General features: G+C 35.8%; 19 protein-coding genes. All 19 read right to left on the minus strand.

What is annotated here, in order from left to right; translation table 11 throughout:
• Positions 1 to 79: 79 nt before the first annotated feature.
• The 19 genes from B494_RS20095 to B494_RS0103710 all read right to left on the minus strand — a co-directional run bounded on the left by B494_RS20095 (position 80) and on the right by B494_RS0103710 (position 24224).
• Entirely contained in the window at positions 80 to 3172 is a 3093-nt protein-coding gene (locus tag B494_RS20095) for a peptidoglycan-binding protein (RefSeq protein ID WP_017471005.1), read from the minus strand.
• A gap of 146 nt (positions 3173 to 3318) precedes the next feature.
• Entirely contained in the window at positions 3319 to 6291 is a 2973-nt protein-coding gene (locus B494_RS20780) for a peptidoglycan-binding protein (protein ID WP_051128208.1), read from the minus strand.
• Positions 6292 to 6560: 269 nt separating this feature from the next.
• A complete protein-coding gene (gene cuyB, locus B494_RS0103630; protein ID WP_017471007.1) occupies positions 6561 to 7247 on the minus strand; it encodes a cysteate racemase in 687 nt (228 codons plus the stop codon).
• 41 nt (positions 7248 to 7288) lie between these two features.
• Positions 7289 to 9646 carry an ATP-grasp fold amidoligase family protein gene (locus tag B494_RS20105; RefSeq protein WP_017471008.1) on the minus strand — a complete coding sequence of 786 codons (2358 nt, stop codon included), beginning with the start codon at positions 9644 to 9646 and terminating at the stop codon, positions 7289 to 7291.
• Positions 9647 to 9680: 34 nt separating this feature from the next.
• Positions 9681 to 11822, minus strand: a complete 2142-nt coding sequence (locus B494_RS18910; RefSeq protein WP_017471009.1) for a glycosyltransferase family 2 protein — start codon at positions 11820 to 11822, stop codon at positions 9681 to 9683.
• Positions 11823 to 11948: 126 nt separating this feature from the next.
• On the minus strand, positions 11949 to 13496 hold the full coding sequence (locus B494_RS0103645) for an ABC transporter ATP-binding protein (RefSeq protein ID WP_017471010.1): 1548 nt from the start codon (positions 13494 to 13496) through the stop codon (positions 11949 to 11951).
• A gap of 16 nt (positions 13497 to 13512) precedes the next feature.
• Positions 13513 to 14289: an ABC transporter permease gene (locus tag B494_RS0103650; protein WP_017471011.1), complete on the minus strand. Its 777-nt coding sequence runs from the start codon at positions 14287 to 14289 to the stop codon at positions 13513 to 13515.
• A gap of 57 nt (positions 14290 to 14346) precedes the next feature.
• Complete coding sequence (locus B494_RS0103655; RefSeq protein ID WP_017471012.1) at positions 14347 to 15120, minus strand: glycosyltransferase family 2 protein; 774 nt, start codon at positions 15118 to 15120, stop codon at positions 14347 to 14349.
• A 19-nt stretch (positions 15121 to 15139) separates the two neighbouring features.
• Complete coding sequence (locus tag B494_RS0103660; RefSeq protein ID WP_017471013.1) at positions 15140 to 16276, minus strand: glycosyltransferase; 1137 nt, start codon at positions 16274 to 16276, stop codon at positions 15140 to 15142.
• A gap of 16 nt (positions 16277 to 16292) precedes the next feature.
• The gene (locus tag B494_RS0103665; RefSeq protein WP_017471014.1) at positions 16293 to 17408 is read right to left on the minus strand and encodes a glycosyltransferase; all 1116 of its coding nucleotides are present in this window, start codon (positions 17406 to 17408) and stop codon (positions 16293 to 16295) included.
• Positions 17409 to 17730: 322 nt separating this feature from the next.
• Positions 17731 to 17988, minus strand: coding sequence for a hypothetical protein (locus tag B494_RS18915; protein WP_017471015.1), 258 nt, complete (start codon positions 17986 to 17988; stop codon positions 17731 to 17733).
• Between the two features lie 613 nt (positions 17989 to 18601).
• The gene (gene fabZ, locus B494_RS0103675; protein WP_017471016.1) at positions 18602 to 19024 is read right to left on the minus strand and encodes a 3-hydroxyacyl-ACP dehydratase FabZ; all 423 of its coding nucleotides are present in this window, start codon (positions 19022 to 19024) and stop codon (positions 18602 to 18604) included.
• A 97-nt stretch (positions 19025 to 19121) separates the two neighbouring features.
• Positions 19122 to 19403 carry a DNA-directed RNA polymerase subunit beta gene (locus tag B494_RS0103680; protein ID WP_017471017.1) on the minus strand — a complete coding sequence of 94 codons (282 nt, stop codon included), beginning with the start codon at positions 19401 to 19403 and terminating at the stop codon, positions 19122 to 19124.
• Between the two features lie 13 nt (positions 19404 to 19416).
• Positions 19417 to 20250 (minus strand): flagellar hook-basal body protein, encoded by an 834-nt coding sequence (locus B494_RS0103685; protein ID WP_017471018.1) that lies wholly within the window; start codon positions 20248 to 20250, stop codon positions 19417 to 19419.
• A gap of 14 nt (positions 20251 to 20264) precedes the next feature.
• Entirely contained in the window at positions 20265 to 21089 is an 825-nt protein-coding gene (locus B494_RS0103690) for a flagellar hook-basal body protein (protein WP_017471019.1), read from the minus strand.
• Between the two features lie 121 nt (positions 21090 to 21210).
• Positions 21211 to 22212, minus strand: coding sequence for a rod shape-determining protein (gene mreB, locus B494_RS0103695; protein WP_017471020.1), 1002 nt, complete (start codon positions 22210 to 22212; stop codon positions 21211 to 21213).
• Positions 22213 to 22455: 243 nt separating this feature from the next.
• On the minus strand, positions 22456 to 22713 hold the full coding sequence (gene spoIIID, locus B494_RS0103700; protein WP_017471021.1) for a sporulation transcriptional regulator SpoIIID: 258 nt from the start codon (positions 22711 to 22713) through the stop codon (positions 22456 to 22458).
• A gap of 205 nt (positions 22714 to 22918) precedes the next feature.
• The gene (locus B494_RS0103705; RefSeq protein WP_017471022.1) at positions 22919 to 23176 is read right to left on the minus strand and encodes a hypothetical protein; all 258 of its coding nucleotides are present in this window, start codon (positions 23174 to 23176) and stop codon (positions 22919 to 22921) included.
• A gap of 40 nt (positions 23177 to 23216) precedes the next feature.
• Positions 23217 to 24224 (minus strand): AimR family lysis-lysogeny pheromone receptor, encoded by a 1008-nt coding sequence (locus B494_RS0103710; RefSeq protein WP_017471023.1) that lies wholly within the window; start codon positions 24222 to 24224, stop codon positions 23217 to 23219.
• Between the last annotated feature and the right edge of the window lie 140 nt (positions 24225 to 24364).

Below are 24364 nucleotides of genomic sequence, written 5' to 3' on the forward strand. Positions count from 1 at the left end.
TTATATAAAATAAAAAACTCAAACAAAATACACTAAAACATGTATTTTTGCTTGAGTTAAGTTGAAATTCAGTCTACATTTATCTGTAGTTTACAACATCAAATCTTAATACTGGATTTGATACCTGATTATACAATGACTTAATATTTTGTGTTTGTTTTACAGCCCAACCTATATCCGTTGCATATTGAGGATAAAAATTAGGATTTTGTAAATGAGGATACTTATAATTCCATCGCATTTTGTAGAGCGTATTTTGTCCTCTAGCAAAATAACTATCGGAAATAAATGCTGATCCTCCTATTATTGCTTCTCGAGGTGTGAACCAACCAGCATTATAAGCATATATTGCACCTAATCGATTCGGATCCGCATCCGCTGCCCCAATTCCAAACATATTATATGTTGTACGTATATTCGATAAATCACTTCTGTTACTGGAATTCACTAATTCTAGATTTCCATCTTTGTTCCGTCCAACTTCTATACCAGAGGCTAATCGAGATGATCCATTGCCTGTTTCTAATATGGCATGAGATATTAAATAAATTTCATTAACACCATTAGTTTTTGCAGCATCAATAAAACTTTGACCTTGACCATCTAATGTCCCTTTACCACGAAGTACAGGATTAATCTGTGTAGCTGATAACCCGGCTGGTTGATCCAACACTAGATGTTGGTATATATCATTTCTTGTTGGATCTAAATACTCAAGAACAGCTGCTTGACTTGCATGATGGAATAAACCACTTGCACTGTAAACGACATCAAGCCAATCACCAGTTTGACCTACTACACTAACACTTTGACCATTTGATAATGTCCCAATGACTTTCGAGTTTGAACTTGGTTTACTTCTAACATTAAGTGAACTCCATTCACTAACTCTCACAGTGCCATTATTAATATAATCTTTATGAACGTAGCCTCTTGGCGTCGTCGTTTGAGGTGATTTATTTAACTGATCTTGAACAGCAGAAGATAGTGTTATGTCATATGTTGTATAGGTTAAATATTCGTACCCTGATTCGACTAATTCTGCAACTTTATTACGTGTCACTTCATCAGCTATCCCAGTAACTCTTAAATTAAAGTCCTTTTGAAATTGAATAACAGCTGCTTCAGTAGATGGACCATAGGTGTAAGTTATATTACTAGAAACTAAGTAACCTATCTTTGCTAGATCCACTTTGAAGTTATAAATATTTTCACCTAAGTTCCCTCGTTGATAAGGTGAGTAATAGGTTTCATCAATTTTTTGCAACGTAAGGTTATTTGCAATCCCTGTCACTGCTAATCCAAAATATTCTTGAAATGCTTTCACTGCAGCTTCTGTTTGTGGACCATAGTTAGAGTTCGGATTCTGAGTAATGAAGAAACCAATCTTATTTAACTTTAACTTCATCTCATAAACCGCTTGATTGTTTGAACCTGGCCCTAAAGTCGATGCTAATAACTCATTGATCTTCGCCAACGTCACTTCATCGATAATTCCATTGACGACAAGACCATAATGCCGTTGGAAGTTCTTCACTTCCTCTTCTGTCGTTGGACCGAAAGTAAAGGTCGGGTTATTCGATACGGAGAAGCCAAGTTTATTAAGATCTAATTTAAGATCTCGAATTTCCCCACTCATATTTCCTCTTTGATAAGGCGAGTTATAGGTCGCTTCAATCTTTTCTAACGTTTGATTATCTGCAATCCCCGTCACCGACAAACCAAAGTACTCTTGGAATGCTTTGACCGCTGCTTCTGTTTGTGAACCATAGTTAGCATTCGGATTTTCTGTAATGAAGAAGCCGATCTTATTTAATTTTAACTTCATCTCATAAACCGCTTGATTATTCGATCCTGGCATCAAAGTTTCATCTAGTAGCTCATTGATCTTTGCCAATGTCACTTCATCGATTATCCCATTGACCACAAGACCATAATGGCGCTGGAAGTTCTTCACTTCCTCTTCTGTCGTTGGACCGAAAGTAAAGGTCGGGTTATTCGATACAGAGAAGCCAAGTTTGTTAAGATCTAATTTAAGATCTCGAATCTCTCCACTCATATTTCCTCTTTGATATGGCGAATTATAGGTCGCTTCAATCTTTTCTAACGTTGCTTCATCTGCTGTGCCCGTCACTGACAAACCGAAATACTCTTGGAACGCTTTGACTGCGGCTTCTGTTTGTGGACCATAATTAGCGTTCGGATTTTCTGTGATAAAAAAGCCGATCTTGTTTAGCTTAAGCTTCATCTCACGCACATCTTGTCGATATAATCCAGGCCCCATGGGGGCTTCTAACAGCTCATTGATCTTTGCCAATGTCACTTCATCGATTATCCCATTGACCACAAGACCATAATGGCGCTGGAAGTTCTTCACTTCCTCTTCTGTCGTTGGACCGAAAGTAAAGGTCGGGTTATTCGATACAGAGAAGCCAAGTTTGTTAAGATCTAATTTAAGATCTCGAATCTCTCCACTCATATTTCCTCTTTGATATGGGGAGTTATAGCTCGCTTCTACTTTTTGAATGGTTGCTTCATCTGCTACACCTGTCACTGCTAGTCCAAAATAGTCTTGAAACTCTCGAACGGTTGCCTCTGTAGACGGACCATAGGTATATGTTGGATTACTTGATACACCAAACCCTATTTCGGCCAACATTAATTTAAAGTCTAGAATTTCTTGACCAACATCGCCTCGCTTGTATTCTCGACTAGTTGAAGCAACACTCATTGAGAAACTATCAGCTTCCTCATCCGATTCATTTTTCTGTTCGGAATCTTCACTTTGTTCTGAAGTTTCTTCTCTCTCCTCTTCAGACTGGCTGTTTACAGCTTCTTTTTGTTGATCCTCTTTTTCTGATGCATCAGCCTCAGTGCCTTCTTTATCCTCACTTAATTCATCAGATTGCTGATTCCCTTTATCAACAGACACCTCTTCTTCATCCGCCTCTTCTGAATCAATCGACCCAGACGAATCTACCTGTTCACTCTTGCCTTCCTCATCAATACTATTGCCATATACGGCAATATTTGATAGTGGGAAAGCCATAAATAACATAAATATTACAGTTAATACAAACCCTTTTTTGATCTTTTTCCCCTCCCTTCTCCCTATTACTATACTAAACTGAAAATAGAAAGTTAATAGTAAAATAGTATGATATACATTCATTTCTATAATTCTTAGTATAAAGTCACTCTTTTTCACTAAATCATTTTGTAATCAAAAAAAACTATTTAAAACTCTGTAATCAGAATTTTAAATAGTTTGATCTTTTATTCGCATACTAACAAGTCAGCAAAATTTATTAGATGGACTTATTTTCTTTGTAAATTAAATGATTCGGCTATAGCTTCTGCTGTTATAACACCTAACCATTCTCTATAAGCTCTATCCCTTAATAACTCATTGTCAGCCTGATTGTCAATGAATAAAAATTCTAGTAAGATAGCTGGCATATTTGTATTGCGCAACACACTAAAATCGGCTCTTTTCATACCTCGATCATGCACGCCCATCTCACCAATAATATAACTGTGAATATTTTCTTGATGTCTAACCGTTGTTGAAGAAACATTACCATTAAATATAAATGACTCAAAGCCACGAGCCTGGCCATTATGTGCATTGGTATGGACACTGACAAAGTAATCAGCTTCCCAAGCGTTTGCCATTTGTGAACGTTCTTTTAGAGCCAATGTTGTATCGGTAGTTCTTGATAATCTCACATCCACAAATTGATACCTTTCTTCTAAATAAGAGGCGGCACTCAATGAGATATCTAAAGCTAGATCTTTCTCTTTTAAGCCAAAACCAATTCCTCCAGGATCAGTTCCCCCATGTCCAGGGTCAATGAATATCTTGATTGAGTTACTATTATATGCATTTGTTAGAACATCAATAGTTATCTGATCTAAAATACCACTCACAGGTAAATGATTATCTTTTTGATACTCTTTCACTCTACGTTCAGTATTGTCTCCAAAGTAATCATTATTTACAGATAGACCATCATATCCCAAGACATTAAGCATTTCTTTATATTGAGGTAAACTGCTATGACTCTTACCATTTTGCAACGGGCTATTTAGAAGTTCTTCTATTCGATTTAAGGTTACAGGATCTGCTATACCATTTACAACTAACCCATAGTGATTTTGGAAATCTTTAACGTGTTTTTCGGTATCAGGACCGTAATTGTTAGGATAATTCATCCCTACTGGAAAACCTAACTTATTTAGTTGAGCTTTTAATTGGTGAACATCCCCATCTGACTGTCCTAATCGAAATGGACTGTTGACGATTGAATTTAACATATCTAGAGTAATCGTATCAGCTATACCACTATTCCTTAAGCCATAGTATTCTTGAAATGCCTTCACCGTAGCTTCAGTTCCTGGTCCATAATCATTAGGATAATCCATAGACACACTAAATCCAATCTGGTTTAAAGAGGATTTTAAATCTCCAACCCCATTATGGCTTTGTCCCCTTCGAAGAGCATTATTTAGCTCATAATCTAAAGTCTCAATCGTTTGATCATCAGCTATTCCCGTCACCGACAGGCCAAAATACTCTTGGAATGCCTTTACTGCGGCTTCTGTTTGTGGACCATAATTATAGTCTGGATTTTTTACACCAAGAAAGCCTAACTCATTAAGCTTTAATTTCATCTCATAAACATCTCGTCGATATAATCCTGGCTCCAATGGTGCTGCTAATAATTCACTGATCTTTGCCAATGTCACTTCATCGATTATCCCATTGACGACAAGACCATAATGCCGTTGGAAGTTCTTCACTTCTTCTTCTGTCGTTGGACCGAAAGTAAAGGTCGGGTTATTCGATACAGAGAAGCCAAGTTTGTTAAGATCTAATTTAAGATCTCGAATCTCTCCACTCATATTTCCTCTTTGATAAGGCGAGTTATAGGTCGCTTCAATCTTTTCTAACGTGGCTTCATCTGCTGTGCCCGTCGCTGACAAGCCGAAATACTCTTGGAATGCTTTGACTGCGGCTTCTGTTTGTGAACCATAGTTAGCATTCGGATTTTCTGTAATGAAGAAGCCGATCTTATTTAATCTTAGCTTCATCTCATAAACCGCTTGATTATTTGAACCTGGAATTAAAGCTCCACCTAACGATTCCTTTAGCTTATTGATCTTTGCCAATGTCACCTCATCGATTATCCCATTGACCACAAGACCATAATGGCGCTGGAAGTTCTTCACTTCCTCTTCTGTCGTTGGGCCAAAAGTAAAGGTCGGGTTATTCGATACAGAGAAGCCAAGTTTGTTAAGATCTAATTTAAGATCTCGAATCTCTCCACTCATATTTCCTCTTTGATATGGCGAGTTATAGGTCGCTTCAATCTTTTCTAACGTTGCTTCATCTGCTGTGCCCGTCACTGACAAACCGAAATACTCTTGGAACGCTTTGACTGCGGCTTCTGTTTGTGGACCATAATTAGCGTTCGGATTTTCTGTGATAAAAAAGCCGATCTTGTTTAGCTTAAGCTTCATCTCGTAAACGGCTTGATTATTTGAGCCCGGAGTTAAAGCACCATCTAATGATTCCTTTAGCTCATTGATCTTTGCCAATGTCACTTCATCGATTATCCCATTGACCACAAGACCATAATGGCGCTGGAAGTTCTTCACTTCCTCTTCTGTCGTTGGACCGAAAGTAAAGGTCGGGTTATTCGATACAGAGAAGCCAAGTTTGTTAAGATCTAATTTAAGATCTCGAATCTCTCCACTCATATTTCCTCTTTGATATGGGGAGTTATAGCTCGCTTCTACTTTTTGAATGGTTGCTTCATCTGCTACACCTGTCACTGTTAATCCAAAATAGTCTTGAAACTCTCGAACGGTTGCTTCTGTAGACGGACCATAGGTATATGTTGGATTACTTGATACACCAAACCCTATTTTGGCCAACATTACTTTAAAGTCTAGAATTTCTTGACCAACATCGCCTCGCTTGTATTCTCGACTAGTTGAAGCAACACTCATTGAGAAACTATCAGCTTCCTCATCCGATTCATTTTTCTGTTCGGAATCTTCACTTTGTTCTGAAGTTTCTTCTCTCTCCTCTTCAGACTGGCTGTTTACAGCTTCTTTTTGTTGATCCTCTTTTTCTGATGCATCAGCCTCAGTGCCTTCTTTATCAGCAGACACCTCTTCTGAATCAATCGACCCAGACGAATTTACCTGTTCGCTCTTGCCTTCTTCATCAATACTATTGCCGTATACGGCAATATTTGATAGTGGGGAAGCCATAAATAACATAAATATTACAGTTAATACAAACCCTTTTTTGATCTTTTTCCCCTCCCTTCTCCCTATTACTATACTAAACTAAAAATAGAAAGTTAATAGTAAAATAGTATGGTATCTAAGATACCATACTACTTTTTCATGAAACGGACCTTTAAATGAGTGGAAGTTTACGTTTTTCTTTCACTGATTGTTAGTTGAATTAATCAGGAGAGTAGCATCTAAATAGACGAGTACTACTCTCCGAACGTCTTATTACAGACGGTTATCGTGAGAATAAATCAAATACCACTTAATTTAATTGCCTCTTTTGCTAATAAGGTTAAGGGGTCAATAATTAGAGAAGTTGTTATAACCTTATTAGTTAATAAGCTTAATTCAGTACAACCAGTTATAACCGCTCTTACATTGTCTTTTTTAAATTGATCAACTAATTCAGCAAAATATAAATAATCACCATCAGCGACATTTTCAGATTTAATCTTGTATATTAACTTCATTATACTAGCCTGTAATGGTTCGTCTGGAATAACCAAGTTATTATCTATCCCTTTTTTGAATACACTTGATTTAATCGAACCTGAGGTTGCCATCAATCCAATCTTATCACTTATTTGGGCATCATTAATAATATATTTGTTTACCAAATCTATCGCATTAACAATTTTTGCTTCACAACCCGCTTGCAATTCATTTATAAAGCTGTGGGCAGTCATACATGGAATTAAAATGTAATCAGCCCCCGCCGTTTGCAAAGTATCAATATTTTTTTTTAACTGAGGAATTGGGCTCACCCCATTATTCAAAAGAAAATCAGTTCGATCTGGAATTTGAGGATCATTTATAATAATAACTTTGGCATGGTCCTGATCTTTTTGAACATCTGCCATGGTTACAATTCTATTAAATAATTCTACAGTAGCTGCCGGTCCCATACCACCTAATATACCTATGGTTTTTTTGCTCATTACTTATTTCCCCTTCTTCACTCAGTATTTGTATATTTATACTAGAGTGACCTTACATACTCCTTGAAATTGTCAAAACGCTTTCCATTTAGGATATCATTCATTAATCTTTCTTCAGCTTCCAAATAACTAATACCCAATTGGTTATCGACCTTTTCATTAAACTTAGAAAAGGTTCCTGGTCTTGGCGTAAACTCCCCAAAAACCATACCCTCTTTAGTCTTTAAAAAGTCAATTCTCATAAATGGAGTAGGTATTTCCTTGCTAATTAATTCAACCTGTTGAATTAATTCTTCTGGAACGCCATTTCCTTCAAAAAAAGTTTTTTCAAAAACACCAGTTTTCACAATTTCCCCCGCTCTGTTCCACCAACAATGGCTTTTCGAAGGGAAACGACTGATTTCTGTAATTAGTTCAACTTTTCCATAAAAACAAAGGAATTTATAATCTCTTGCGGGAGTTAAACGATCATCTTCAAAAATAAGCTCTTCAATAATCCATTCATCTTTAAAAACTCTACCTTGTTTTATATCATCCTCCATGTTAGCTAACATCTCTGACCAGTTCGATATCTCTGCCGACTTATGCACGTCCAGTATTTTATTATCTGATATCACAAGGTAAACACCTCTAGAAGCTGCTCCTTGTGTTGGTTTTATAGCAATATTAGTTTTTTTAGGTATTTGTTTAAATGTATAGATATTATTATCCGTCCAAGGGCGCTTAACGTTTAGCAGATCTATAAAGTTATATGCATATTTTTTGTCATTTAATTTCCATTCTGGAAGGTCAATCATCAGTTCTCGTTTTACTGACCTTAAATTCATAGATACTCTAAACGAAGCCAATCTTTTTAGTGAAACACCCTGATTTTCAGCTTCTTTGAGAACAAACTCTTGCTGATCTTTAATGTTAGTGTATTGTAAAATATGCTCAAATAACCTTGTTTTTTCACGACTGGAATGACTTTTTAATTTTCTAGCTACATGGAAATAAAGTGAATTTAGATTTTTCTTTTCTTTTACATAGCGATCATTTTGCTCTTCCAAATATCCCAATAATTCCCCTTTTTCCAAATAAATATCTGCATCAGACTTAAGCTGCTTTACATGCTCAACTTTGTCACTAAGGGCGTCTTTAGGAGAAGTTCCCACAATCTTATTTTCATCTTTTTGCTGGTTTTTAACACCCTTATTGGTATTTTTCACTATGTTTCTCAAAGGTTTAGTTATTCGCCAAGAATGACTTGACTCTAATTCAAACAGTTTCTTCTCTACTTGTTTCTTTTCATTTGTTAGCCTTTTGTTTCGTTTATTTTCTTTTCCTACTTCAATAATTAAATGATTAATCTCTTGTATAATTTTTTCTTTTTTTTGTTGTTCTTTTTGTAGTTTTCCTCTTAGGTCATTACCCTCTTCATTTTCACTCCAAGTTAAGTGGTCACCTATATTCGTTTCTTGGTTCTCAAGTTGCTTAATTCGATTTTTCATATTCTTAATTACTTCTCTTTGATGCCTGATTTCATTTTTTAATTCTTCTTCTTTAATAGCTTGCTTATAAATATCATTTTCAATCTCAATGTTAATATCAAATTCATCGCTGATTGCAATCGGACTAACAATAGATTTTCTTTTTGTTTTTCTAAGCTGCTCTTCACTAATAGTATCACTTTTTGCATGTATTGTTCTAAGATATAAACTTTTCTTTGAATCCACAATAGTTGGGAAAATTTGGTCGACATTTGTATGGGGACCAGCACCATATATACTTAATATAGATTTAGCAAAAGGGTTTTTCATATTTGGATCGTATGTATTAATATATGAAAGACCTAATGCAATTTTAGGTGAATAGTTACTGTGAATAGATTCAAAAGTATTACGCTCTTCATTAAAAATACCAGTATAACCTTTAGCAAAAGAAAGACAAAAGCCATTGTATGCTGTTGATAAATATGGGCTAACTTCACTTATGAAATTTCTACTTAATGCATCGTCATCATCTAGCCTCGTTGTTAAATAACATAGAGCATCACCATGGTGACTAACCTCTTTTTCTACCACATCTTCGATTGTTTTAATCATAGTATTTTCACTATTGGTAACTACTATTTTTGCCCAATTATAAGGAGAAATAATTTCCTTTAATTGTTGCATGTGTTTTTCTGGCAATTCTTGAGAAGTAATTATTAACAAACTAAAATCAATATCTTCATTTTTTTCCATACTAGCTACTGATGGTAATGTTATTGACTTAAATAAATGTTCCCGTTGCTCTAATCTTTTACTATCAAACAAACTTTTCTTATAATTGTCATAGGAAACTCTTCCGATTTTCCAATCTGCTCCATCAATTGTTAACATACTATAACGAACAATTATATAAACGTGCTTTTTCATATTCTTCACCCCTTAATTAAGCAGTAGATTGGTTTCAAACTTCATTTAAAGTATCAATATCTGTCACTTCAATCATTAAGCCTTCAAAGATATCCTTATATTCCTCTACCTCTTTCATGTGCCACGTGCCATAATCATTGAAGCTACTATAAACATTCGCTAACATGGCTTTTAATTGTTCTCTGCCTTTTGTCCTCTTATTTAAAGAGTTATTAGAATCAATCACTTTGATTACATTCGTCTCAATTTGCGGCGTGAATTTTTGCTTATATTCAAATACTGTCGGATCTAATATAATTAACGAATTACACTTTATATTTTCACCATATACAAGCATTTGCACTTTATCTCCATCAATATAACTTCTTAGTTCTGAATTAATTTTGTCTTGATTAGATAGATTGTATTGGTACATCTGTACAAGACCCACTCGTAAATCTTTATCAGCGTTATCTAAATAATGAGAAATCAACTTACTACTATAATCTAAAGAAAATCTGAAATCCTGAATTATAATGACATCAAAGTAACGCTTCCCTTTATTATCTTTATCTTCTCGTGTAGGCCACATTGGTTCAGGAACAGGAAATAGTCTATTTTTCATCGGAAAAGGATAATAAAGACTATCAGCGGAATTATGGTAATAGCCTTGTGATTCAACATACTCTCTTCTTGCTCCCATAAAATAGCCATGATATCCAAAGGCTGAATTCCCAGTTAAAGAAGTGCTAGACTGGCGCTGAAAAGATAGTGGACCAGTTTTCAAATTCACTACAACACCTCTACCGAAATACTTATTTATTCTACGCAAATACTCAGCGTCAGCACCAAACCTGACACAATCAAGATAACCAACAGCACTTAGTAGATGGTCTCTTCTAAACATAAAAGAAGACATATTTGTAAACATCAAACGATAATTACCTCTTCTATAAAATTTCAATTCGTTTGTTGCTCGTACTTGTTGTGATGTATTCCCTATAATGGTAGGATTATTTATTAAATGTTTAGCTTGTATTTCTAGCTTTTGTGGGTGTGACCAATCATCTGAATCGTTTGTTGTCACAAACTCCCCTTTTGCTATCTTTAATGCCATATTTCTTGCTACGTATGGTCCTCCATTGTTTGCTGTTTTCAGCAATTTTATCCTTGAGTCTTTTTGTTGATATTGCTCAACAATAGTGGTGGTATTATCTTCACTGCAATCATCCACCACAATAAGCTCTATATTTTTCCATGTTTGTTGTAACATAGCATCTAGAGCTGTCTTAACATAGGTTTCAGCATTATATACAGGCATTACCACCGAAATTAATGGCACATTTGGTCCAGGCTCAATGTATTTCAATGTATTCTTTTTAACGTAGATACGATCATAGTTTGCCTTATCTTCATCAGTTGAAAATTCAATGTTTTTTAAATTATGCATCGTTAAAACTTCATTTATCCTTCTAATTCTATTCGACATCTTTTCTTCAATGTTGGCAACCGTAAATAATGCATCAGAAAATGCACTACTATCTGATTTTGAAACCCTTTCTAGTGGTTTTAAAGCCATAGACTTTTCACCTAGAATAATATAAGCCTCTATTTCTAAAACAGATAGTTGGGCAACCTTTAAATCGTTAGTCTCACCCTCTAATGCAATCGGCAACAATTCAAGCGCTTTTTTAGCTCCTTCTACTGTTCTTAGATTGGAGTACCACAACACAAGTTCTCTTGCTGCTAATCTTTTATGAGATTGACTTTCTCCATTTTGAACAATATCTTGTAAATCTTGGTTTGCTTTTTCTTCAAAACCAAAATTCAACATATTCCTTTTTACTAGAGCTATATCTTTTTCAGCTTTACCGTTATTATCATTTATCTTACTTTTGGGCACAACACGATTACTGTTACTGGTTTTATTTACTATAGAGCTTTTCCCTTTAAATTTTCGTGCCAAAGCAGTTAGCTTCCAAGATCTACTCTTTTTAATACCTTTATATTTTTTTTCAATTTTTTTCTTCGAAAGTACTAGGTTATTATTCGTTTTTTTTATAGAATCCAGTTCTTTTCTTAGTTCTTTTAGCTGCTCCTCGTATCTTATTACCTTACTTTTTTCATCAGCTAATTCTTTAGGTAAATCATCAGTGTTGAAAGTAAGCCAACTGTCATTATCGTGATTAAGTGTCATCTATAATTTCCTCCCTCTCACTTAAATTCTTATAACTGAGAAATTATGTGAGCTAATGTGTATTGGGTATGTTTTCATTTTTAAGCATTCACACAAGTAAATTATGCTAAAGTTGCCCTTAAATAGTTATTTTATAAGGATACCTTTTTTATTTGTTCTTTTTGCTTTAACATCTTCTCGATATCGACGTACACCTTCTTTGGAATCACCATCAAATTTAATGTGTCCATTTTCCATCCATATTACTCTAGTACAAATCTTTTCAACCATTGACATACTATGTGAAACCAATACTACAGCTTTAGCATCTTCAATCATATTTTGAATACGTTCACTTGCTTTTTCTTTAAATGCCATATCACCTGTAGACAATGCTTCATCTATTATAAAAATATCAGGTTTTAATGTTGCTGCAATACTAAAACCCAAACGTGCCTTCATACCGCTTGAATATTCTTTTATAGGCTTATCAATAACTTTATTTAGCTCAGCAAATGAAACAATAGCTTGATAATTTTCAAACATGCGTTTCTTTGGGATACCCATTAACATGCCGTTAAGTAAGATATTATCTTTACCTGATAACTGCTTATTAAATCCTGTGCCATAGTTTAAAAGTGCTGTAGTGTCTCCATCAACTTTAATATTTCCTTCATCTGGAGCAAGTATTTTTGTCATAACTTTACAAAGTGTACTTTTACCTGCACCATTATGTCCTATTAAACCGACAATTTCCCCTTCGTTAATTGTAAAATTAATTTTATTTAGAGCCCAATACTCATCTTTGTTATGTTTATATAAGATACTTAAGTTATCAGCTTCAATAACTATGTTATTTTTTATGTCAATGTTTGTCTTGGACAGATTCAATTTTCTTTTCTTAGATTGTTTTCTTTGGGGCAGGGAAGCTTCATATTGCTTCATAACATAACTTGGATCACCAACTTCTCTGATCTCTCCCTTTTCAAGCCATATTAATCTGTCACAGTTCTTTACAGCGTACTTATGACTGTGGGTTACAATGATGACCATTTTAGCTTTAGATAATAATTCCCTAATTTTCACCGCTGCCTTATCACCAAAAGCTGCATCCCCGGTATTTAGTGCTTCATCTAAGATAAGAATTTCTGGTTCTAAATGTGATGCGACACTAAAACCTAACCTAGCTTTCATACCACTTGAATATGTTTTCATAGGGCGATTAAAGAATTCTTCCAATTCGGAAAACTCATGGATATCATCAATGAACTGATCTATCTTTTCTTTAGAAATACCTAACATCATACCATTTAAATATACATTTTCTTTTCCAGTTAAATCTTTATTAAACCCCATCCCCATTGAGAATAGTACAGAGACCTTACCATTAACTTTTAGGTCACCTTGATCCGGCGTTAAGATACCTGATAGCACCTTACATAAAGTTGTTTTACCGGAACCATTTGAACCTACAATACCAAGAACCTCTCCTTTGTATCCAGTAAACGTTAACCCTTTTAATGGCCAAAATACTTTTTGATCACTTTTATTCTTTTTTTTATTTTTCTTTGTTAAAAACTTAATAGCATGAGATTTATAATCATCTCTACTAAAGGTGGAACTATATGTCACCCCTAGGTTATTAGCCTCAATAACAACTTCCTGTTCCGTTGATGATTCAAAATTTGATGTCATAAATAAAATCCCTCATTTATAAAGCTTTAATTATTTTGTGTTCATTTTTACTATAGTGGTATATTAAATACAAAATCGCCAGTGTAGACATAACCGCAACAATAAAAAGACCACCTATATCTGGCATTCGATGATACATTAAAATGTCCCTGTATGCATTCATTACAATCGCCACAGGATTTATTGCAACAATCCAATCAAAACGTTCTGGCAATCTGCTTCCTTCCCAAATAATAGGGGAAGAATAGAAAAACAACCTAACTATATGTTTCATTACATTATCAATATCGCGAACAAAAACAGTAATATAAGCTACCAAAAAGCTTACCGCTATTAAAAAGAGTAATTGTACTAATATAATGTAAGGCAGAAAAACAATATGCCAAGTTGGCACCACTCTAAATGCAAATAAGAAAATTGCAATAACAATTAAACCAAATAAAAAGTTAAACAGTTGTGTAACTGAAAAAGCTAGTGGGAAAATTGACTTAGGCATGTAAACTTGACTTATAATACCTGAATATTTAGTAATGGCTTTAGATGAAGAATTAATCGTTGAACTTATCCAACGCCAAACCACTAAACCTATGACTAAATAAACCGGAAAATCAGGGCCCCCTCTTCCTACTATTACTACCATTAAAAAGTAATAAATAAAGACGTTTAATAGTGGATCTAACAACCACCAAAAGTAACCTAAATAACTATTTCTATTTTGCGCCTTTAATCCTGAAGAAACGAGATAAAATAATAAATCTTTTCTCTTAATTATTTCCTGTATATATGCTTTCATTCACTTTGCACCTCATTAATTATTTCTATGGTATTGCATTAATTATTTATTGCTTTTCTAATAACTGAAGTATTCTTTTGTTTTTAGAAAAGCATAATGGATAAAGTACCAAATCGCAACAGGTAAGCTTAGCTTTTCAACTTCCCGATAGACTCGCCAATTTTGTTTGGCCATTTTTATTTTATTGCTTGATAAAGAACCTACTCTTACAGAATAATTAGCTAGAACCTCGTTAATACCATGAGCCTCAAACCCTCTTCTTGTTAATTCTAGCCAAAGTGCATAATCTTGTCGAGCCCTAATATCAAACATTTGAACAGGCCCTGTTTTTTCAACGTCGATCATAACCGTTAGGCAACCAATGACATTTTGTTTTAATAGTTGCTTATAGGTTACCTGACTAGGTACAGATACAGCCTTTATTTCTTTGCGCCCATCATCATGGAGCTGGACACGATTATAGGCAGTATAAGTAAATGCGACGTTCGACTGTTGCATGTATAAGACTTGCTGTTCCAATTTATTTACTAACCATTGGTCATCACTATCTAAAAAGGCAATATATCGTCCCTCAGCTGCTTTCAGTGCAACATTTCGTGCACGTGCTGGACCTTGATTGGTATTAAGTTCTATTAATCGAATCCGTTGATCCTGCTCCATTAACTTGTTGATGACGCGAACGGTATCATCGGTTGACTGATCATCAACGATAACCATTTCCCAATTTTGATAGGATTGCTGTTGGACAGATACTATTGTGTTCTCTATGAAACGTGCCGCATTATATGTTGGGGTAATAACAGAGACTTTCGGCTCATCTCGTGTATCCATAATTGTTTCCACCTTATTTTTACAATTTCAGTTGTTGATACCAGTTGATGAGTTTGTCCTCTTCAACTGCCCAATTGAGTTCTTCGACAATCGCGGTGCGACCATTGTAAGCCATTGCCTGTCTTTCTTGCTCATTATCTATTAAATAATTTATCGCACGTTGCCAATCTTCTGGATTGTTCGGATCAACCGTTAAGCCACATTTGTACTTCTCTATAAACGCCTGCCAGACCGGAAAATTAGAACATATAATTGGGATCCCTGCACTCATATACTCAAAGAATTTAGTCAATTCTTTTCTCATATAGTGTTCAGTAGGGGGAAAGATGGCTACACCAGCTAACCACGTTCTAGAGATATAAGCTTGATCAATATCTTTTCGATCGACAAACTGATTAATCCCATTAAAAAATAAGTGCTCCTTATATTCGCCCGCTATTTGCTCCATTTTATTAGCTAGTCCTTGGTCACACTTACCTATAAAATGAATCATTGGGTGACTAGGTAAATTAGGGATGTTTGCATGTAAAAACGCCCCTCTTACTTCGGTAACATTGCCTGTATAAATGAGGGCATGGTCTGGTTTGTGATCAATCTGGTCATGATTTAGCAATTGTTGATTAATCATCGGATAATTAAGGACGGTTTGTCCCTTCGGATAGCGCTCTTGGTAGTATTTTTCCGCCAATATCAGGTTAAACTTTTTAATAAAAAACTTTTCTATTTTATTATAGAGTGCCCCAACTAATTTTCTAATCGATGACCATAAATAATCTTTCTGCATAATACTTGTATAATAATCTTCATGTATGTCATATACGACATGATTGGTTTTATTTTTTAAAAGCCACCCCACCCAGATTAATTCGGGATCATGGAAATGGTAGTATGACGCCTTTTCAGCTTTGGCAAGCTTATACGTTTGCCAAGTCGATAAAAGCATGCGGGTAAAACGATTATTTCTTTTCTTAGTAGCTATGACTTGAATACCCTCATCCGTTACCGTTTGTTGCCCGGTCACTTGATCCTCAAATGGCGCAACAAGTGTGACATTATATCCTGCTCTATGTAATGAGAGACATTCTTTATGGTAAACCCGTGTATCAAATGGGTGGTGAACGGTCGTTAAATGGACGACTTTTTCCTTGTTTGACACCTTAAACAACTCCTAACTAACGGGTCACGTCAAGAAAGACAGTTTCATATTGACGAACAATACCAGGCGCATTGAAAAACGCCGCTCTTTGATAACCCCTGCTTATTATATCACTAAGTTCATTATTTGCTAAAGTTAAAATCGCCAACATGTTTGAGGCTAGATTATCGACATCCCCGACCTCAACTAACCGTCCGTATTCGCCGTTGGCAAGTACTTCTGCTGGACCTGATTTACAATTCGTTGAAACAACTGGTGTTCCCGTAGCAAGCGCCTCTGCAATAACATGACTAAAACCTTCATGTTTAGAAGTGAGTACAAACAAATCTGCCTTAGCAAAAAATAAATATGGATTACGTTGAAAACCTAAGAAATGGACACGATCAGTAATACCAAGTTGCTGCGCTAATATCTCTAATGAGGGTTGTAATGGGCCTTCACCTAAAATAATTAATCGGCTAGCAATGTTCTGTTGTACTTGGGCAAAAGCGTTTAATAGGGTTGTTTGATCCTTTTGTGGGACCAAGCGTCCAGCAGTAACAATTGTTTTCTCATCTTCTTTAAACAAATCGATATATTTAGGTTCGAGTATTTCATTTTTAATCTTATCTTCAATCGCCACTATGTCAATAGGGTTATAAATCACTTTCACTTGATCACGCTTCATTTTATATTTTTCAACTAAATTGTCTTTAACACCTTCTGAAAGGGATACGACTTGGGCTGCCATTTTATAAATGCGTCCAAAACCGATTAGCTTTAAGCGTTCGATCAAACCTCCATCGAGATTGTCAGCTTCACGGACGACATTCTTTGCTTTCGTAAATGATAGGAGCTTCGCCAAAACAGCAATCGTATTCACTCTTGGAATCGTACTAAATATAACATCAATTTGTTGTTGACGAATGATTTTGGCTAATTTGAAAATGGATCGACTTAATCTTTGTGTATCTACCTTTAAAAAGACAATATCTTCTTTAACCTCTGATTCATACGAACCATTATAATCCAATGTGACCAAAACTGGTTCAAATCGCTCTCTATCAAGGTTATTCATTATATTTAATAGCGTTCTTGCAGCGCCTCCAGAGCCCATCTGATAAATAAAAAATAGCACTTTTATTCTCTTCATAATAGGACAACCTTTCTTTCAACAATTAAAGGGATTTGCGTGCAACCACAAATCCCACAATAATCACTTAATGATATAACGATTATAACTCTTTTAATCTACAATTATCCCAAAACAATACTCCCAGTATATCACAAAATCCGATAACTTTCGTGTAATAATTATATCATTATGAGGAATTTACGTTACAACTTTGTTTCAAAACACCTCTTTAGTAAAATATTATATATAGCAATGCATTAAATGAAATGTTTATAATTGACAACTGCTCCCCCAACTAGGTTTAGCTGGGGGAGCAGTTGTATTATGTGAGTTTGAGCACTTATTCTTCTTCATCATCTAACATATCTTCATCACCCATATCAGATGGTTCATCTGTTTCATCTGTATTAGGATCTGTTTGTTCCTCATCCATCTCTTCATCTTCTAGATTATCTTCCATCTCTTCTTCCATATTATCCATGTCTTCTTGCAATTCGTCTTCTGCCGGTTGATCATCAGGTGTCGGCTCTTCTTGTTCTTGCGCACAACCTAATAACAACCCGATCATCATTAGCGACATCAAAAATTTGTTAAGCAATATATGTCACCTCTTTTCATTTATGTTTGCAGTAGTTAGTTTGCCCTTGTTTAACATTTATAATCATGATTTATTACTTTATTATGTCATGATCGGTAAATTTAGTTTCCTTGTGATTAAAGGAAACAAGCTTGTTACCTTATTCTAATTGGTGACGAAATCAGAATAATGGTGTGCGCTAAACGCAATGTCTAATCAAGGAGAACGAAAATGCCACTAATTAAAGGTTTTATACGTACTTAACGCAAAAAGACTGGGACAAAAGAGTAACAAGATAAGAAAAATCCGAACATTAATGTCTGATACATGTAGCGCTTCGGTAAAACACGTCGCTTTCCGTGGGCACGGCCTCGGGCCTACAGGATGTAGGTCAGTTAGACGTTGTCCCAGGACGGGACGGGGTTAGTCTAACATTCCTCCACTGTGAAGAAGTACACTTCACTCAGTGGATCCTCAGCTCGTGCTATTCCCACAGGATAAGGAAAGCGTCCTCGATCATACATCGCACGAAGAAAATCGTTCGATATTTTCGAGGAGTCTACGTGTTTTTCCTACGCTTTGTTCAGAATGTTCGGATACGCCATTTCATTATTTAGTTATGTTCCCAACCTCTTTACTGAATGGCGAACATAATTTCTGCTTCACAAGCGAGCTCGCCTGCTACAGACGCTGTTGCCTTCCCTTTACCTATTGGTCCTTTAAGTCGGGTGATTTCTACTTCTAACGTTAGTGTATCTCCCGGCTTCACTTGACGTTTAAATCGACATTTATCAATACCTGCAAGAAAACCAATTTTGCCTTTGTTCTCTTCTTTACTAAGCATAGCAACAGCTCCTGTTTGGGCAAGTGCTTCAACAATCAATACACCTGGCATAACGGGATATTCAGGAAAATGCCCTTGAAAAAAAGGTTCATTGATCGTTACATTTTTCTTGCCGACCACACGCTTGCCTTCATCAATTTCAGTAATTTCATCTACAAGTAAAAAAGGGTACCTATGCGGTATGGTTGCTTTAATTTGTTCAATATCAAGCATCTAATCCTCTTCCTTTCATTATATATGTCCATGTTTTATCATCAATCAGTCATAGAAAAAACAGATTAACAACAACATTAATCTGTTTATCCGTTACTTATTCAACACCAGTAATAATGTCAAGAATATGCTGCCAAAATTCAAATTGCAATACATCTAACGGCTCACCATCTCCAAGGACACTAAAACCGACGATCATCCCCACAATTAAGGCAAGAAATGAAAGTAAAAAGATAACAATAATACGTAGCCAAATAGGGAAAATTCGACGTAACGGTTGTTTAGTCGACTGTTGCTTTTCCTCTTTTCGCTTTTGACGACGTGTTCGTTTATCTCCTTGCTTAGCTTTACTTTCCTTGCTTTGATCTGTCTGTTGCATAAATTGAAACTCCTTAGCGTAATTGATTAACAAGTCCTCGCATCTGGTCATGCATTGTAATCGTACGTGCATTATACTGATAGGCACGTTGAGATTGAATTAATTCAGTCATTTGTGTTGAAAGATCAACATTGGATAATTCTAAAGCTCCACTTTGAATTTGATTATCGATAGCAGCTACGTCACCAATAATATCCGCTGCTACATAAGCTTCATCAGTGATGTCAGGCAACCGGAATAAGTTACCTCCTGTTGCTTCGAGAAATTGTGGTCTAATCGCTTCTACGATAGCTAATTGTCCTTCAATAACTTCTTGACCACCACGACGGACAACAATTTGCCCAGCATTATTAATCGAAATATCTTCTATATCATCAGCAAAAGTAATCGGTCCACCCGTTTGTCCGATAACAGGGTGCCCTTCACTTGTTGAAAGTATAAGCTGATTATCTCCAAATGGCTGTAAATAGAGACCACCATCACGTGTATAGCGTGTTTCAGTCACACCATTCTCAGTAACTTCGACTTGTAGCATGTGATTATCTTCAAGCAAAGCAATGTCTAAACCTCTTTCAGTCGTATTAATTGTACCTGCGGACAAGTCAATGTTTGTATGACCTAGCCGAGCACCTGACCCTAAGCGAATACCGTGTGGCGTTACACGTCCAGTCGCGTTAGCTGCAACATCACTAAAATTATCAATATTTTGATACAGCAATGAGGTGAAATTAGCGGAACGGTTCTTGTAACCTGTTGTACTAGAGTTAGCCACATTATGACCAATAACATCAATTTTATTTTGAAGCTGATTCATTGTAACAGCAGCTTGAACATTCATTCTACTCATTTATTGATCACTCCTTAAGTCAAACGCGCAATTTGATTAACTGCGATATCCATACTTTGATCATATGCACGTAATACTTGCTGATTTGTTTCGAACAAACGATATGCTTGCATCATGTTCGTCATCGTTTGGACTTGGTCAACATTAGACGTCTCTAGAAAACGATGTTCAACAGAAAAGGATAAGCCAGCAAGGCCTCGCGCATCGACCATTTCACCCGCTTCATCTGTTAGTGTAAAAAGATCTTCATCATCCTTAATAAGATCATTTACATTAGCTGTATAGGCGATATTTAAAGGAATAGCTTGATCCCCTACTTCGACAATACCTTCGCTTGTTACCGAAAAAGATTGACCGTCAGTAAAAATCGGTTCACCCGCTTGGTCTAACACGTAATACCCTTGATTAGTGGTCAAATAACCTTCACCATCAATCGTGAAATTCCCGTTTCTCGTATAGCGTTCCTCACCAGCAGCATTCTGCACAGTAAAGAAAATGCTCCCCATATCATCAGGAATAACACCATTAACTAATGCCATATCCGTTGTCATTCCTGTCTCTTGCAAGCCACCTTGTTGATGATCCGCAATCGTCTCTTGAACATAGACACCTGTATTGATTGATCCAATATTCTGATCATGTGGAACAGAGAACCGACGTGTCGTAGGTAAATTTTCTTGCCCCATCCGCTTAATTAATAGCTCAGGAAATGCACGCACAGCCGCTTCATCTTGTTTAAAACCAGGTGTTTGTGCATTAGCTATATTGTTTGATAATGTATCTTGGCGACGTTGTTGCGTTGTCATACCACTTGCTGCAGTATAATATCCTCTTAGCAATTGGCCACTTCCTTTCAATTTCCGACAAATAATAAGTCTATTTTATCACAAATTTCGCAAATTGAACTGGTTTTTCTTAAAAATCATTTTTAAACAAGATAATGTTTTAACAAAAATACTTCTAGATTAATGATCGTTTCTCTATTTTATCAATATTTTCTAACATAATCCCTGTTCCTTTCGCTACACAATGCATCGGCTCTTCCGCTAAAAAGACAGGTACTTTTAATTCCTCAGATAACAATTGATCAATACCATGTAATAATGCGCCACCACCAGTTAGTATAACACCACGATCAATGATGTCCGCTGATAATTCAGGTGGTGTCTTTTCTAGTACATTTTTAGCAGCTTGTGTGATAACAGCGACTGATTCACGTAATGCCTCTTCAATTTCATCTGATTTTATCGTTATCGTTCGAGGCAAACCTGTTACCATATCACGCCCGCGTATATCAATGGATTCTTGACGCGCTCCAGGAAAAACAGTCGCAACATGAATCTTAATATCTTCTGCTGTGCGCTCACCGATTAAAAGTTTATATTGCCGCTTAACATAATTTAAAATCTCACCATCAAATTTATCCCCGGCCATCTTTATCGATTGTGCCGTTACTATATCACCCATTGATAAGACAGCGACATCTGTTGTTCCACCACCGATATCAACAACCATATTACCACTAGGTTGGAAGATATCCATCCCTGCACCAATGGCTGCAACTTTAGGTTCTTCTTCCAAATAAACTTTTTTTCCACCTGATTTTTCAGCAGCTTCTTTAATTGCTTTTTGTTCTACTTTGGTAATGTTAGTCGGGCAGCAAATCAACATACGTGGCTTCGAAAACATACCACGCACATTAATCTTATTAATAAAGTACTTTAACATCGATTCAGTGACATCAAAGTCTGCAATAACCCCATCTTTTAATGGTCGAATCGCTTCAATATTTCCCGGCGTTCGTCCTACCATCCGACGAGCAGCTTCTCCAACTTCTAGTACACGTCCACTTGAACGGTCCATCGCGACAACAGAGGGTTCATTCAGAACAACCCCCTTTCCTTTCACGTGAATTAAAACATTTGCCGTACCTAAGTCAATTCCTATATCTCTTGAAAACATGAATTCGATCCTCCCTATGTAAATAACTTCCGAAAAACGATATTACCTCTAATAATATATAATAGCATAAATTGGTTAGTAAAGTTAATCTATTTTGTAAATAGATTGTGCAAAATCTTGTATTTCATTAATTTTTGTCAAAATTAATTTGCTCTATCAACTATTTAAGCGTTTAAATGACGTTATTCATCCATTACTTGTGATAAAAAGTGGGAAGGGAATAGGAAGGATCACACCCTGTGATTAGTAGTTAGAAGTTTGTTCATATTTTCGTTTAGTCGCTGCTCCACCCCTAAGGTGACGAATCGCTTTATGGTGTTCTAAAATTTCTTTTACTTGAATAGAAAGCTCAGGATTTAGTTCTGGTAAACGTTCTGTTAGATCTTTGTGAACCGTGCTTTTAGATACACCAAATTCTTTAGCAATCGTTCTAACTGTCTTTTTTGTATCAATGATATGTCGACCAATTCTAATGGTTCTTTCTTTAATATAATCATGCACATCATTTGCCTCCTCCTGTTGTTTGGCCAAGGTGTGGGAAGTTAGATTGGCACGAATAAGCACGTATAGTTTAAATACAATTCCTCAGACCGTCTTTGTGTAGTTTGTATCATTTTATTAGTGGTAACGTTTGAATATGCGTGTTTTAGAACGATAAAAAAAGTCGACCTCTCTTATAAAAGAAGTCGACTTATCATTATTAAACTTAAACAATCGTTCCACGTCCTGGATCACTACAGATCGTTCCACGTCCTGGATCATTAATGCTATCACCTGGATTGCTAACAATTGTTCCACGTCCTGGGTCATTAATACTTTCACCTGGATTGCTGACAATCGTTCCACGTCCTGGATCTAGTGGTGTAACTTCGGCTTTAGCAGACAATGTCGTGCTTAGCTGGACAACACTTAAAACAGTGATCACTATAACTGCCATTAATGTTGAAACAAATTTACGTTTCATCTCTTGTCACCTCCTTAATTATTTTTATGAAAAACTGAAGCTACAAAGCTTTCAATGCTGTCAGAGGTAAACGTGCAAAAAAATGATCGCTTCGCTTCTCGATAAATTCGTTATAGGCTTGAAGTAAAATGCGACGATCCTGATAAGCACGCCCTACATAGTATTTAGTAAAAGGTGTATCTTCAGTTACTTCCGATAGTAAATGCTGTGCAAGTTTCAGATCTCCCCTAGCAATGGCTAGATGGGCTTGTTCGCTTTTAACAGGTGTTTTTATATCACAAGCTCGATTAAAGTGAGCACACAAGAAAGGGATATTTTGGTTGTCTATCATATCAATGATCCATGTTAAATTTAGGCTTTCTGCATTTTTCTTTGATTCATTAAGATGGAAGATGGCAGACTCAAATTCATCGAATATATACGATAAACTTAAATTAATGTGCAAATTAGCAAGTACGTAACGGTTTTTTGTTCCCGCTAAGGCATTAAACCCATGCTTTCGAGCTAAAATCATTTCATTGCGCCTCCAATAGTTATGAAACAACACCAATTCTAACCGTTGATTAATTAATGGTGCTATAATAGGATGCGAAATGGTTTTTATTTGTATTAAAAGCCGATCTAGTTTATTTCCAAGTATTTCATATTCAAACATATCAAAATGAATCGAAATGATAAATACTTGATTAATACAAGACAAAGCTGGATCTTCGGTATTTAATCGTTGAGCCCCTTCTAACAATAGCTCTAAATGTACTTGCCTATTCAATTTAGCCATTATTAATTCAAACACATATGCCCAATCTCGGTTAACCTTATTTTTACTTTGTTTATTTTTTTCAATCATCTGCTCTACTAAATCAAAATAGCCGTACATATAAAGAAATTCTAGAGCCACACATTGAGAGTAAGCGTCATTTGTTGTCATAAAAAAATCGCGTAATAGACGGGGGTGGTCTTGCTTGTCCACATGAGACTCAAGCCAATAGAAATAGGCCTCAGCATCTAAATTTAATTGTTGCTTGCGATAATCTTCTTTATTCGACACTAGCTGCCTCCCTCCCCTTAGATTCTACACTATTATTGTTACATATTCTCAGAAATTTACAAGAGAAAAAACGGTAAAATCGTTCGACAAATAATTTAACTCTTCGACAATAATGACTATTCATAGCATACCAACACTCT

It is taken from the genome of Amphibacillus jilinensis Y1 (assembly GCF_000306965.1).
GTDB classification, from domain to species: Bacteria; Bacillota; Bacilli; order Bacillales; family Amphibacillaceae; genus Amphibacillus_C; species Amphibacillus_C jilinensis.

Excerpts from the sequence above, each read along its gene's own strand:
- B494_RS20095 (WP_017471005.1), bottom strand. The coding sequence starts at position 3,172 with ATGAATGTATATCATACTATTTTACTATTAACTTTCTATTTTCAGTTT.
- B494_RS20780 (WP_051128208.1), bottom strand. The coding sequence starts at position 6,291 with ATGTTATTTATGGCTTCCCCACTATCAAATATTGCCGTATACGGCAAT.
- cuyB (WP_017471007.1), bottom strand. The coding sequence starts at position 7,247 with ATGAGCAAAAAAACCATAGGTATATTAGGTGGTATGGGACCGGCAGCT.
- B494_RS20105 (WP_017471008.1), bottom strand. The coding sequence starts at position 9,646 with ATGAAAAAGCACGTTTATATAATTGTTCGTTATAGTATGTTAACAATT.
- B494_RS18910 (WP_017471009.1), bottom strand. The coding sequence starts at position 11,822 with ATGACACTTAATCACGATAATGACAGTTGGCTTACTTTCAACACTGAT.
- B494_RS0103645 (WP_017471010.1), bottom strand. The coding sequence starts at position 13,496 with ATGACATCAAATTTTGAATCATCAACGGAACAGGAAGTTGTTATTGAG.
- B494_RS0103650 (WP_017471011.1), bottom strand. The coding sequence starts at position 14,289 with ATGAAAGCATATATACAGGAAATAATTAAGAGAAAAGATTTATTATTT.
- B494_RS0103655 (WP_017471012.1), bottom strand. The coding sequence starts at position 15,120 with ATGGATACACGAGATGAGCCGAAAGTCTCTGTTATTACCCCAACATAT.
- B494_RS0103665 (WP_017471014.1), bottom strand. The coding sequence starts at position 17,408 with ATGAAGAGAATAAAAGTGCTATTTTTTATTTATCAGATGGGCTCTGGA.
- fabZ (WP_017471016.1), bottom strand. The coding sequence starts at position 19,024 with ATGCTTGATATTGAACAAATTAAAGCAACCATACCGCATAGGTACCCT.
- B494_RS0103680 (WP_017471017.1), bottom strand. The coding sequence starts at position 19,403 with ATGCAACAGACAGATCAAAGCAAGGAAAGTAAAGCTAAGCAAGGAGAT.
- B494_RS0103685 (WP_017471018.1), bottom strand. The coding sequence starts at position 20,250 with ATGAGTAGAATGAATGTTCAAGCTGCTGTTACAATGAATCAGCTTCAA.
- mreB (WP_017471020.1), bottom strand. The coding sequence starts at position 22,212 with ATGTTTTCAAGAGATATAGGAATTGACTTAGGTACGGCAAATGTTTTA.
- B494_RS0103705 (WP_017471022.1), bottom strand. The coding sequence starts at position 23,176 with ATGAAACGTAAATTTGTTTCAACATTAATGGCAGTTATAGTGATCACT.